Here is a 12,374-nt window from a genome sequence, read left to right on the forward strand (position 1 = left end):
CTCCGTGATGGAGACGGGGTATCAACTAATCTGGCGCTGATTTTTGGCACGCTGTTGAGTTCTCAAGGAACGGACGCTTCCTTCGTACTCACCCTCTCGGGCTTTCCTCCGGGCGCTTCCCTTCGGTGTTTCCAACCCTACCAGATTCTTTTTCCGTTCCGTTTCCGGTTTCGGATTCAGTTTCCGGTGGCCGTTGGAGGGCCTTTGCCTTTCGGCTGCTCCGACTTTATCAGAGATTCTGAGTCGGAATTTCCGGTCCTTCCCGGAAGCCCTACGAGGCACAGAGATGTGCCGGGTTCCCGATCAGGTGGAGCCGTAAACGTACTGGAGCGGGGCGCCCCGATGCAAATCGAGGCGCCCCGCTCCGCAAGCGAGCTGGTGGGGCGTCAGACCTCGACGACCACCGGGAGGATCATCGGCCGGCGGCGGTAGGTGTCCGAGACCCACTTGCCGATCGTGCGCCGGATGAGCTGCTGGAGCTGGTGCGGCTCGGCGACGCCGTCGGCGGCCGAGCGGGCCAGTGCCTCCTCGACCTTCGGGATGACCGCGTCGAACGCGGCGTCCTCGATGCCGGAGCCGCGGGCATGGATGTTCGGGCCACCGGTGATCTTGCCGGTCGTGGAGTCGACGACCACGAAGACCGAGATGATGCCCTCCTCGCCGAGGATGCGGCGGTCCTTCAGGTGCACCTCGGTGACGTCGCCGACCGAGAGGCCGTCCACGTACACGTACCCCGCCTGGACCTTGCCGACGATCTTGGCCTTGCGGTCGACGAGGTCGACCACGACGCCGTCCTCGGCGATGACGATGCGGTCCTTGGGGACGCCCGTCAGGGCGCCCAGCTCGGCGTTGGCGCGGAGGTGGCGCCATTCGCCGTGGACGGGCATCAGGTTCTTCGGCTTGCAGATGTTGTAGAAGTACAGCAGCTCGCCGGCCGAGGCGTGGCCCGAGACGTGGACCTTGGCGTTGCCCTTGTGGACGACGTTCGCGCCCCAGCGGGTGAGGCCGTTGATCACGCGGTAGACCGCGTTCTCATTGCCCGGGATCAGCGAGGACGCCAGGATCACGGTGTCGCCCTGGACGATGCGGATCTGGTGGTCCCGGTTGGCCATGCGGGACAACGCCGCCATCGGCTCGCCCTGCGAGCCGGTGCAGACGAGGACGACCTCGTGGTCCGGCAGGTCGTCCAGGGTCTTGACGTCGACGACCAGGCCGGCCGGGACGCGGAGGTAGCCCAGGTCCCGGGCGATGCCCATGTTGCGGACCATCGAACGTCCGACGAAGGCGACCCGCCTGCCGTACTCGTGGGCGGCGTCCAGGATCTGCTGGATGCGGTGGACGTGGCTGGCGAAGCTGGCCACGATGATCCGCTTCTGGGCGCTCGCGAAGACCGAGCGCATGACATTGGAGATGTCGCGCTCGTGCGGGGTGAAGCCCGGCACCTCGGCGTTGGTGGAGTCCGACAGGAGGAGGTCGATGCCCTCCTCGCTGAGGCGCGCGAAGGCGTGCAGGTCGGTGAGACGGTTGTCCAGCGGGAGCTGGTCCATCTTGAAGTCACCGGTGTGGACGACCATGCCCGCGGGGGTGCGGATGGCTACGGCCAGGGCGTCCGGGATGGAGTGGTTGACCGCCACGAACTCGCAGTCGAAGGGACCGAGCTGCTCGCGGTCGCCCTCCGAGACCTCCAGGGTGTACGGACGGATCCGGTGCTCCTGGAGCTTGGCCTCGATGAGGGCGAGCGTCAGCTTCGAACCGATGAGCGGGATGTCGGGCTTCAGCCGGAGCAGGAAGGGGACGCCACCGATGTGGTCCTCGTGGCCGTGTGTGAGCACGATGCCCTCGACGTCGTCGAGGCGGTCCTTGATGCTGGTGAAGTCCGGAAGGATCAGGTCGATGCCGGGCTGCTCCTCCTCGGGGAAGAGCACGCCGCAGTCGACGATCAGCAGGCGGCCGTCGTACTCGAACACGGTCATGTTCCGGCCGATCTCGCCGAGACCACCGAGCGGGGTGACGCGCAGGCCGCCCTTGGGCAGCTTCGGGGGCGCGCCCAGTTCAGGATGCGGATGACTCAAAAGACTCTCCTCACCACACGCGCCACGTACCAGTGAGGCACGTGGCGCGTGTGACATTCGTGCACTTGCTGTTGTCGGATGTTGCTTAGGTATTCAGTTGTGAAGTCTGTGGTTAAAGCTGTACCCCGCCGGCGGCGAGGTCGATCTTGAGCTGAGCGGTTTCCTCCGGTGAGAGCTCCACCAGCGGCAGGCGCAGGGGGCCTGCGGGGAGGCCCTGGAGGGCGAGGGCGGCCTTGGTGGTGATCACGCCCTGGGTGCGGAACATGCCGGTGAAGACCGGGAGGAGCTGCTGGTGGATCTCGGTGGCCTTCTGGACGTCGCCGGTGAGGTGGGCGTCGAGGAGGGCGCGGAGCTCCGGGGTGACGACGTGGCCGACGACGGAGACGAAGCCGCAGGCGCCGACGGAGAGCAGCGGCAGGTTGAGCATGTCGTCGCCGGAGTACCAGGCGAGGCCGCTGCGGGCGATGGCCCAGCTCGCGCGGCCGAGGTCGCCCTTGGCGTCCTTGTTGGCGACGATGCGCGGGTGGGCGGCGAGGCGGACGATCGTCTCGGTGTCGATCGGGACGCCGCTGCGGCCGGGGATGTCGTACAGCATCACGGGCAGGCCGGTGGCGTCGGCGATGGCCGTGAAGTGGCGGAAGAGGCCCTCTTGCGGGGGCTTGTTGTAGTACGGCGTGACGGCGAGCAGGCCGTGTGCGCCGGCGCGCTCGGCGGCGCGGGCGAGTTCGACCGAGTGGTGGGTGTCGTTTGTCCCGATGCCGGCGACGACGTGGGCCCGGTCGCCGACGGCCTCCAGGACCGCTCGTACGAGCTGGTCTTTCTCCGCGTCGCTGGTGGTCGGGGACTCGCCGGTGGTGCCGTTGATGACGAGGCCGTCGTTGCCTGCGTCGACCAGGTGGGCGGCGAGCCGCTGCGCGCCGTCGAGGTCGAGTGCGCCGTCCGCCGTGAAGGGCGTGACCATGGCGGTGAGGACCCGCCCGAAGGGGGTCTGCGGAGTGGAGATCGGAGCCATGGGTAACACGCTACTCGCTGCTCTGTCCGCTGGGCCCCCTCGGGGGACGGTGGGAGTGGAGCCCGGCACTGCCTGCTCGGGGGTTCAAGCAGTGCCGGGTCCGTTTGATCAGCCTAGATGAACTTCTCGAAACGCCGCAATACGGACACTTCGGGCGGATGATCCGTACATCTGTACCGCGCTCTGAGCTGCGACGACTACGGAGCGACGCGGCCGTTGGCGTTGAAGGCCGCGTACGTGAGCGGCATCAGCCGGGCCCACTCCTGCTCCATCTTCTCGCCGACCATCTCGATCTCACGCTGTGGGAAGGACGGGACCTTCGCGAGCTCGTGCTGGGTGCGCAGACCGAGGAAGTGCATCAGCGAGCGCGCGTTGCACGTGGCGTACATCGAGGAGAACAGACCGACCGGCAGCACCGAGCGGGCGACCTCGCGGGCGACGCCGGCGGCGAGCATCTCCTGGTACGCCTCGTACGCCTGGACGTAGGAGGCCTCCATCGAGCGCTCGACGAGCGCCTGCTGCTCCTCGGTGCCCTCGACGAAGACGTACTTCCCGGGGCGGCCCTCCTGGACGAGCTTGCGGGAGGCGTCCGGGACGTAGAAGACCGGCTCGAGCTCCCGGTAGCGGCCGGACTCCTCGTTGTACGACCAGCCCACGCGGTGCCGCATGAACTCGCGGAAGACGAAGATCGGGGCGCTGATGAAGAACGTCATCGAGTTGTGCTCGAAGGGGCTGCCGTGCCGGTCGCGCATCAGGTAGTTGATCAGGCCCTTGGACCGCTCGGGGTCCTTCTTCAGCTCGTCGAGGGACTGCTCGCCGGCCGTGGAGACGCGGGCCGCCCACAGGACGTCGGAGTCGGCGGCGCTGTGCTTGACCAGCTCGACGGTCACATCGCTGCGGAAGCTGGGCTTGAGGTCTTCGGCGGGGGTGTCGGTCACCGACGCGGTCCTTCCATTTGCATCGCTCGGGCGGCGACCACTCTACGGCCCGGCACTGACGGCACATGAATCCCTTGAATTCGGGCACCGAGAGGGGCACCAAACCGCTGCTTCGCGCGTCTGACCCTGTAGCAGCGTCCACCACGAGTTTCCCAGGAGGGTTCTCACATGTTCCGCCGGCGTGAGGCAGTCCCGTTCGCGTTCGTCGCCGAGGCCGACCGCTTCCGCAGTAACGTCACTCCCCCGGCTCGGCAGCGTCCCGGCATTTCCGAGATGACCGGTCGTACGCTGTTCGGGCTGACCGTCGTGGCCGGTCTGGTCGGGTCGCTGCTCTTCGGCCTTCCGGCCATGGAGTCGGGTCCCGCCACCACCGGGCACGGTCAGCAGTCCGAGGCGTCCCACGGGCGCTGACGCCGGCACCGCCCCGTACGGCCACCCTGGGGTGGCCGGTCGTCGGACCGCTGGGTAGCCTCACCCGGCACAGCCCCATCGAGCGTGCGTATGAGTGAGGATCAGCCGTGCCCCTGCCCTTTCTGACGGCCGACCGTGGTTTCGACACCGTCGAGGACGTCGCTCTGCCGTTCGACGACCACGACCAGTGGCGCCGCCCGTACCGCCCGGGGCCCTGGCGGGTGGGGGCGGCGGCGCTGGCCCTGCTGCTCGCCTCGTTCATGCTGCTGGCCACCATGATCATCGCCTTTGCCGGGGCGCTGCCGGGCGCGGCCGTGTGCCTCGGCCTGGCGGCCCTGGTGATCCTGGGTGCGCTGCGCCTGCTGCGGGTCGGGGCGTGGGTGAGCCGGCACGGTGTGCGGCGCGTCGCGTTCTTCCGCACCGAGACCGTGCCGTGGGCGCGCGTGTCGGACGTACGGACGGTGCAGCAGCCCGTGCGGCTGCTCGGGCTGCCGCGGACCGTGCAGGGGCAGGCCCTCGTCGTCGTACGCCAGGGGGGTGAGCGGCTGGCGCTGCTCACCGATCACAACGCGGACTTCCTGGCGCGGGTCGAGGCGTTCGACCGGGCGGCCGACGCCGTCGAGGCGTGGAGCGCGGAGTACGCGGTCAGTTCCTGACCGGGCCACCGGTCGCGTACCGGCCCTCGCGCAGCGCGATCGCGCGCTGCATCGCCTTGCGGGCGCGCGGGGTGTCACGGGCGTCGTGGTAGGCGACCGCGAGCCGGAACCAGCAGCGCCAGTCGTCCGGCGAGTCCTCGGTCTCCTCGCGCCGCCTGGCGAAGACGGCGTCGGCGGAGTCGCGGTCGATGCGGCCGCCGGGCGTGCGCTTCAGCTCGTCGACCGGCAGCCCGCCCTCGGCCTCCAGTTCGGCGGCCAGCCGGTTGGCCTTGGTCACGAACCGGGTGTTCTGCCACAGGAACCAGACGCCGATGACCGGCAGGACGAGCACCGCGCAGCCGAAGGCGACGGTGAGCGCGGTGCCCTGCTGGATCAGCATCACGCCACGGCTGCCGACCAGGACGAAGTAGACGACCAGGACGGCTGCCGTGACGGCGTAGGTGAGCTTCGCTCGCATGAAAGCCTCAGCCCAGGTCCAGGAAGTGTTCCAGGCCGAAGGTGAGGCCCGGCGTCGTCACCACGCGGCGCGCGCCGAGCAGGATGCCCGGCATGAAGCTGCTGTGGTGCAGCGAGTCGTGCCGGACGGTCAGGGTCTCGCCCTCGCCGCCGAGCAGCACCTCCTGGTGGGCGAGCAGGCCCCGCAGGCGTACGGCGTGGACCGGTACCCCGTCCACGTCGGCGCCGCGCGCGCCGTCCAGGGCCGTCACCGTCGCGTCGGGCTGCGGGGGGCACCCGGCCTCCGCGCGGGCGGCGGCGATGAGCTGGGCGGTGCGGGTGGCGGTGCCGGAGGGGGCGTCCACCTTGTTGGGGTGGTGCAGCTCGACGACCTCGACCGACTCGAAGTACGGCGCCGCGATCTGCGCGAACTTCATGGTGAGGACCGCGCCGATGGAGAAGTTCGGCGCGATCAGGACGCCGGTGTCCGGGGAGGCCTCCAGCCAGCCGCCGAGCTGGGTGAGGCGCTCCTCGGTCCAGCCGGTCGTGCCGACGACGGCGTGGATGCCGTGGCGTACGCAGAAGTCGAGGTTGCCCATGACGGAGGCGGGGGTGGTGAGCTCCACCGCCACCTGCGTACCGGTCTCGGCGAGCGTCTCCAGCTTGTCGCCCCGGCCGAGGGCCGCGACCAGTTCCATGTCGTCGGCGGCCTCGACGGCGCGTACGGCCTCGGAGCCGATGCGTCCCTGGGCGCCGATGACCGCGACCCGCAGCTTGCTGCTCATGCTCGTACTTCCTTCGGTTCCGTCACGGATTGACGTTACGCGACCGCTTCGTGGAGGCGGTCTGCCTGCTTGTCCTTCAGGGGGCCGATGACCGACAGCGACGGGCGCTGGCCGAGGATCTCGGCGGCCACGTCCCGTACGTCGTCGGGGGTGACGGCCGCCATGTGGGCGAGCATGTCGTCGACCGACATCTGGTCGCCCCAGCACAGCTCGCTCTTGCCGATGCGGTTCATCAGCGCGCCGGTGTCCTCCAGGCCGAGGACGGTGGAGCCCTTGAGCTGGCCGATCGCCCGCTCGATCTCGTCGTCGGTCAGGCCCTCGTGCGCGACCCGGTCGAGCTCGTCGCGGCAGATCTTCAGCACGTCGTGGACCTGGCTCGGCCGGCAGCCCGCGTACACCCCGAACAGGCCGCAGTCGGCGAAGCCGGACGTGTACGAGTAGACGCTGTAGGCCAGGCCGCGCTTCTCGCGTACCTCCTGGAAGAGGCGCGAGGACATGCCGCCGCCGAGGGCCGTGTTCAGCACGCCCAGGGCCCAGCGGCGGTCGTCGGTGCGGGCGAGGCCCGGTACGCCGAGGACCACGTGGGCCTGCTCGGTGCGGCGGCCGAGCACCTCGACGCGGCCCGCCGTCCGGATGGTGCGCCGGCCGTCGCGGGGGGCGAGGGGGACGGCGTCGGTGCGGGTGAGCGCGCCGGCCTTCTCGAAGGCGCGGCGGACCTGGCGTACCACCGTGGCGTGGTCGACGTTGCCCGCGGCGGCGACGACCAGGTGGGTGGGGTCGTAGTGCTTCTTGTAGAAGCGGCGGATGCGGTCCGCGGACAGGCCCTCGACGGTCTCGACGCTGCCGAGGACGGGGCGTCCCAGCGGGGTGTCGCCGAACATCGTCTTCGCGAACAGGTCGTGGACGACGTCGCCCGGGTCGTCCTCGGTCATCGCGATCTCTTCGAGGATCACGCCCCGCTCGGCGTCGACGTCCTCCTGGAGGATCAGCGAGCCGGTGAGCATGTCGCACACGACGTCGATGGCGAGCGGCAGGTCGGTGTCCAGCACGCGCGCGTAGTAGCAGGTGTACTCCTTCGCCGTGAAGGCGTTCATCTCGCCGCCGACCGCGTCGATGGCGGAGGAGATGTCCAGGGCGCTGCGCCGGTGCGTGCCCTTGAAGAGGAGGTGCTCCAGGTAGTGCGTGGCGCCGTTGAGGGCGGGCGTCTCGTCGCGGGAGCCGACGTGCGCCCAGATGCCGAAGGTGGCGGAGCGTACGGAGGGCAGGGTCTCGGTGACGATGCGCAGACCGCCGGGGAGGGTGGTCCGGCGGACGGTGCCGATGCCGTCCTTGCCCTTGAGAAGCGTTTGGGTACGGGCGACGGCCCGCGCCTCCGGGGAGGTGCGGGCCGTCGCCTTCGAACTACGGGACGTCACTGGTCGGTGTCGTCCTTCGTCTCGCCCTCGGCGGCGTCCTCGTCCGCGATCACGGGGATCAGGGAGAGCTTGCCGCGCTGGTCGATCTCGGCGATCTCGACCTGGACCTTGGAGCCGACCGCGAGCACGTCCTCGACGTTCTCCACGCGCTTGCCACCGGCGAGCTTGCGGATCTGCGAGATGTGCAGCAGGCCGTCCTTGCCCGGGAGCAGGGAGACGAACGCGCCGAAGGTGGTGGTCTTGACGACCGTACCCAGGTAGCGCTCGCCGACCTCCGGCATGGTCGGGTTGGCGATGCCGTTGATCGTGGCGCGGGCGGCCTCGGCGGCCGGGCCGTCGGCGGCACCGATGTAGATGGTGCCGTCGTCCTCGATCGTGATCTCGGCGCCGGTGTCCTCCTGGATCTGGTTGATCATCTTGCCCTTGGGGCCGATGACCTCACCGATCTTGTCCACGGGGATCTTGACGGTGATGATCCGCGGGGCGTTGGGGGACATCTCGTCCGGCGTGTCGATCGCTTCCATCATCACGTCGAGGATGTGGAGGCGGGCGTCGCGGGCCTGCTTGAGGGCCGCGGCCAGGACGGAGGCCGGGATGCCGTCCAGCTTGGTGTCGAGCTGCAGGGCGGTGACGAAGTCCTTCGTACCGGCGACCTTGAAGTCCATGTCGCCGAAGGCGTCCTCCGCACCGAGGATGTCGGTGAGCGCGACGTAGTGCGTCTTGCCGTCGACCTCCTCGGAGATCAGGCCCATGGCGATACCGGCGACGGGGGCCTTCAGCGGCACACCGGCGTTCAGCAGCGACATGGTGGAGGCGCAGACGGAGCCCATGGACGTCGAGCCGTTGGAGCCGAGGGCCTCGGACACCTGGCGGATCGCGTAGGGGAACTCCTCGCGCGTCGGCAGCACCGGCACGATGGCGCGCTCGGCGAGCGCGCCGTGGCCGATCTCGCGGCGCTTGGGCGAGCCCACGCGGCCGGTCTCACCGACGGAGTACGGCGGGAAGTTGTAGTTGTGCATGTAGCGCTTGCGCGTCACCGGGGAGAGGGTGTCGAGCTGCTGCTCCATGCGGAGCATGTTCAGGGTGGTGACGCCCAGGATCTGGGTCTCGCCACGCTCGAACAGGGCGGAGCCGTGCACGCGCGGGATGGCCTCGACCTCGGCGGCGAGCGTACGGATGTCCGTCAGGCCACGGCCGTCGATGCGGACCTTGTCCTTGATGACGCGCTCGCGGACCAGCTTCTTGGTCAGCGCGCGGTACGCGGCGGAGATCTCCTTCTCGCGGCCCTCGAACTGCGGGAGCAGCTTCTCGGCGGCGATCTCCTTGACGCGGTCCAGCTCGTTCTCGCGCTCCTGCTTGCCGGCGATGGTGAGCGCCTGGGCCAGCTCGGTCTTGACCGCGGCGGTCAGCGCCTCCAGGACGTCGTCCTGGTAGTCGAGGAACACCGGGAACTCGCCGACCGGCTTGGCGGCCTTGGCGGCGAGGTCCGACTGGGCCTTGCAGAGGACCTTGATGAAGGGCTTCGCGGCCTCGAGACCGGCGGCGACGACCTCCTCGGTGGGGGCCTCGGCGCCGCCCTTGACGAGCTGGATGGTCTTCTCGGTGGCCTCGGCCTCGACCATCATGATCGCGACGTCGCCGTCCTCCAGGACGCGACCGGCGACGACCATGTCGAAGACGGCGTCCTCGAGCTCGGTGTGCGTCGGGAACGCGACCCACTGGCCGTTGATCAGGGCGACACGGGTGCCGCCGATCGGGCCGGAGAAGGGCAGGCCGGCGAGCTGCGTGGAGCAGGAGGCGGCGTTGATGGCGACCACGTCGTACAGGTGGTCGGGGTTGAGCGCCATGATCGTCTCGACGATCTGGATCTCGTTGCGCAGGCCCTTCTTGAAGGAGGGGCGCAGTGGCCGGTCGATCAGGCGGCAGGTGAGGACGGCGTCCTCGGAGGGACGGCCCTCCCGGCGGAAGAAGGAGCCGGGGATCTTGCCGGCCGCGTACATCCGCTCCTCGACGTCCACCGTCAGGGGGAAGAAGTCGAGCTGGTCCTTGGGCTTCTTGGAAGCGGTGGTGGCCGACAGCACCATGGTGTCGTCGTCCAGGTACGCCACGGCGGAGCCGGCGGCCTGCTTGGCCAGGCGGCCCGTCTCGAAGCGGATGGTGCGGGTGCCGAAGGAGCCGTTGTCGATGACGGCTTCGGCGTAGTGGGTCTCGTTCTCCACTAGCGGGTTCTCCATTACTTGTCGTCTTTGGTCCCGGCGCCCGTGTGGCGGAGGGACGGGGGCGGAGAAGCGCGCCTTGTGTGCGGGCCGGTCTTCGATCGAAGCACCCGGGGTGTGTCTCCCGGGGGCCACTACCGAGGACCGGCGGCGGCGAGGGCGCCTCTCCTGTGCCTCTTATGGAATTTTCGTTATGGCGTTGTGCGACCAGCCTACAAAGGGGTGGTCACAGTCCGCACGTACAGCAAAGGGAGCGGCCCCCTGATGGTGGGAACCGCTCCCTTCACGGCGTCTTACTTGGCGCCGCCGGCCGCACCGCGGCGGATGCCGAGGCGGTCGACCAGCGTACGGAAGCGCTGGATGTCCTTCTTGGCCAGGTACTGCAGCAGGCGGCGGCGCTGGCCGACCAGGATCAGCAGACCACGACGGGAGTGGTGGTCGTGCTTGTGGGTCTTGAGGTGCTCGGTCAGGTCCGAGATGCGGCGGGAGAGCATGGCGACCTGGACCTCGGGGGAGCCGGTGTCGCCCTCCTTGGTGCCGAACTCGGCCATGATCTGCTTCTTCGTAGCGGCGTCGAGAGACACTCGGTACTCCTCTTGGTGTTCGATGCGCCCGCGAGTGCCCCTGGTCTTGGTCTCAGGGGAGCTTCCGTGACTCGGAGGCGAAGGTCCGATGAGCGCTGCTTCCAGATGCTCCGGGAGCGCGTACACAAACGGCCGTCACACAGCGTACCAGGCCGAGGCAGCGGCGCTGACGCGGTGGTGCGGGCGGGGCGGGCGTGGGTGGGGAGTGGGGGGTGACGGGTGGGGCGTGCGTGGGTCAGGGGTGGGGGGTGACGGGTGGGGCGTGCCTGTGGCCGTTCAGGACGTCATGGCGCGGATCGCGTGGTAGACGTCGAAGACGGCGAGGCACAGCGGGATGAGCGTCAGGAGGACGAAGGTCTCGGCGATCTCCAGGAAGCGCCCCCAGAAGGGGGTGACGCCCTTGCGCGGCACGATCAGGCCGATGGCGATGATCACCGCGGCGACGCCGGCGACCGCGGCGGCCAGCCACACCGTACGGATGTCCAGCGCCGTGGCGTCGCGCCACAGCCCCGCCGGCGGGTTCAGGCACAGGCCCAGGCCCAGCAGGACCAGGGCGCCGAGGCCCGCGGCCAGGGAGCAGCCGACCTGGGCGGTGTAGCGGAAGAGGTGGGCGCGCATGATCATGGCGACGCCGGTGGCCAGGGCCAGGAGCTGCCCCCACACGCCGTCGGAGAACCCGAGCACCGCGGCGGAGCCCACCGCCAGCAGCGCGCAGCCGCCGACGAGGCCGACCAGCAGCTCGTGGCCCCGCCGGACCTGGGCGGTGATGCGTTCGGCGTCCACCGGCCCCTGGGGCTCCGTGTCGTCCCCGTACCCGCCGACGGTCGTACGGGGCGGCTCGAAGCCGATGGGGAGGCGGGCGAAGCGCGTGGACAGGCCCGGGAGGAAGGCCAGCGCCCCCACGGCGAGCGGGGCGCACACGGCGGCGGTCTCGGCCGGGGTCATGGCGGTGAGGATGGCCACGAAGGTCACCAGGACGCCGGTACCGGACGCGAGGACGAACGCGACGAAGGGCCCGTCCCCGCTCGGGGCGACGAGCGTCAGGACGACGGAGACGACGAGTACGGCGGCGCAGGCGAGCAGGAACTGGAGCTTGCCGTTGCCCTGCCCGGCGGCCGGCGCCAGGAGCCCCGCACCGGCGACGGCGGCGTTCGCCATGGCGCCGACCCCCAGGGCGACGGAGGAGCCGCGGTCGTCGTACACCCGTGCCCGTACCGCCGAGAGCGCGAGCAGCAGCACACCGCCGACGGCGGCCAGGATGCCCGGCAGGCCGTGCATGTCGTGCCGCGGGGCGGCCGTCCACAGGACGAAGGCGAGCAGGACCAGCAGGACCGAGCCGCCGAAGAGGCCGGCGCCGCGCATCAGGTCGTCGGTCCACAGCGTGCGGTCACGGGCGACGGCGGAGGCCACGGCGTCGGAGACGTCGTCGAAGACCGCGGGCGGCAGCGATTCGGCGAAGGGCCGCAGCGACAGCAGCTCGCCGTCGAGGATGCGCTGCGCGGTGAGGGAGCGCGCGCCGTCGAGGACGGTGCCGTCGCGGCGTACCAGGTGATAGCCGACCGGGGCGCCGGGCGCGGGGCTCTGCCCGGACAGCCGGAGGATCTCCGGGTACAGGTCCGCGACGGGGATGTCCTCGGGCAGTGCGACGTCGACGCGGCCGTCCGGTGCGACGACGGTGACACGGCAGAAGCCGGTTCCGCCGGCGGACGGAGTCGCGGGAGCCGGGTGGCCTGTTCCGGTGGCCGCGGCTGGGGCCGTCATACTCACCTGCTGCTTCCCCTCGTGGTGTTGTCCGTGGATCGTCGGCCTGGCGCCTGGTGCCTGCACCTGCTGCTCGGTGCCGGCGCCTG

11 protein-coding genes are annotated in these 12,374 nt (G+C 70.0%); 2 read left to right on the top strand and 9 right to left on the bottom strand.

Annotated elements, in window-relative coordinates; translation table 11 throughout:
• Positions 1-386 precede the first annotated feature (386 nt).
• From E2B92_RS31570 to thyX, 3 genes are all read right to left on the bottom strand, one after another.
• Entirely contained in the window at positions 387-2,072 is a 1,686-nt protein-coding gene (locus tag E2B92_RS31570) for a ribonuclease J (RefSeq protein WP_126888603.1), read from the bottom strand.
• Positions 2,073-2,184: 112 nt separating this feature from the next.
• On the bottom strand, positions 2,185-3,084 hold the full coding sequence (gene dapA / locus E2B92_RS31575; RefSeq protein WP_126888602.1) for a 4-hydroxy-tetrahydrodipicolinate synthase: 900 nt from the start codon (positions 3,082-3,084) through the stop codon (positions 2,185-2,187).
• Positions 3,085-3,281: 197 nt separating this feature from the next.
• On the bottom strand, positions 3,282-4,022 hold the full coding sequence (gene thyX / locus E2B92_RS31580) for an FAD-dependent thymidylate synthase (protein ID WP_126888601.1): 741 nt from the start codon (positions 4,020-4,022) through the stop codon (positions 3,282-3,284).
• Positions 4,023-4,190: 168 nt separating this feature from the next.
• Between thyX and E2B92_RS31585 the strand changes: the two genes are divergently transcribed.
• Both E2B92_RS31585 and E2B92_RS31590 read left to right on the top strand, forming a co-directional pair.
• Positions 4,191-4,433: a hypothetical protein gene (locus E2B92_RS31585; RefSeq protein ID WP_126888600.1), complete on the top strand. Its 243-nt coding sequence runs from the start codon at positions 4,191-4,193 to the stop codon at positions 4,431-4,433.
• A gap of 107 nt (positions 4,434-4,540) precedes the next feature.
• Positions 4,541-5,089, top strand: a complete 549-nt coding sequence (locus E2B92_RS31590; protein WP_126888599.1) for a hypothetical protein — start codon at positions 4,541-4,543, stop codon at positions 5,087-5,089.
• Here the strand turns inward: E2B92_RS31590 and E2B92_RS31595 are convergent.
• The 6 genes from E2B92_RS31595 to eccD form a co-directional block, all read right to left on the bottom strand.
• A complete protein-coding gene (locus tag E2B92_RS31595) occupies positions 5,079-5,546 on the bottom strand; it encodes a tetratricopeptide repeat protein (RefSeq protein WP_126888598.1) in 468 nt (155 codons plus the stop codon). The two genes, E2B92_RS31590 and E2B92_RS31595, sit on opposite strands and share 11 nt — an antisense overlap.
• Before the next feature lie 7 nt (positions 5,547-5,553).
• Positions 5,554-6,309 carry a 4-hydroxy-tetrahydrodipicolinate reductase gene (gene dapB / locus E2B92_RS31600; protein WP_126888597.1) on the bottom strand — a complete coding sequence of 252 codons (756 nt, stop codon included), beginning with the start codon at positions 6,307-6,309 and terminating at the stop codon, positions 5,554-5,556.
• Between the two features lie 35 nt (positions 6,310-6,344).
• The gene (locus E2B92_RS31605) at positions 6,345-7,724 is read right to left on the bottom strand and encodes a M16 family metallopeptidase (protein WP_126888596.1); all 1,380 of its coding nucleotides are present in this window, start codon (positions 7,722-7,724) and stop codon (positions 6,345-6,347) included.
• Positions 7,721-9,943 (bottom strand): polyribonucleotide nucleotidyltransferase, encoded by a 2,223-nt coding sequence (locus E2B92_RS31610; protein WP_126888604.1) that lies wholly within the window; start codon positions 9,941-9,943, stop codon positions 7,721-7,723. Before E2B92_RS31610 ends, E2B92_RS31605 begins: the two co-directional genes overlap by 4 nt.
• 290 nt (positions 9,944-10,233) lie before the next feature.
• Positions 10,234-10,524, bottom strand: coding sequence for a 30S ribosomal protein S15 (gene rpsO, locus E2B92_RS31615; protein WP_006346214.1), 291 nt, complete (start codon positions 10,522-10,524; stop codon positions 10,234-10,236).
• 276 nt (positions 10,525-10,800) lie between these two features.
• Positions 10,801-12,285, bottom strand: a complete 1,485-nt coding sequence (gene eccD / locus E2B92_RS31620) for a type VII secretion integral membrane protein EccD (RefSeq protein WP_126887912.1) — start codon at positions 12,283-12,285, stop codon at positions 10,801-10,803.
• Positions 12,286-12,374: the final 89 nt, after the last annotated feature.

Origin of the sequence: Streptomyces sp. WAC05374 (assembly GCF_004353505.1) — a bacterium.
In the GTDB taxonomy this organism is placed as follows: Bacteria; Actinomycetota; Actinomycetes; order Streptomycetales; family Streptomycetaceae; genus Streptomyces.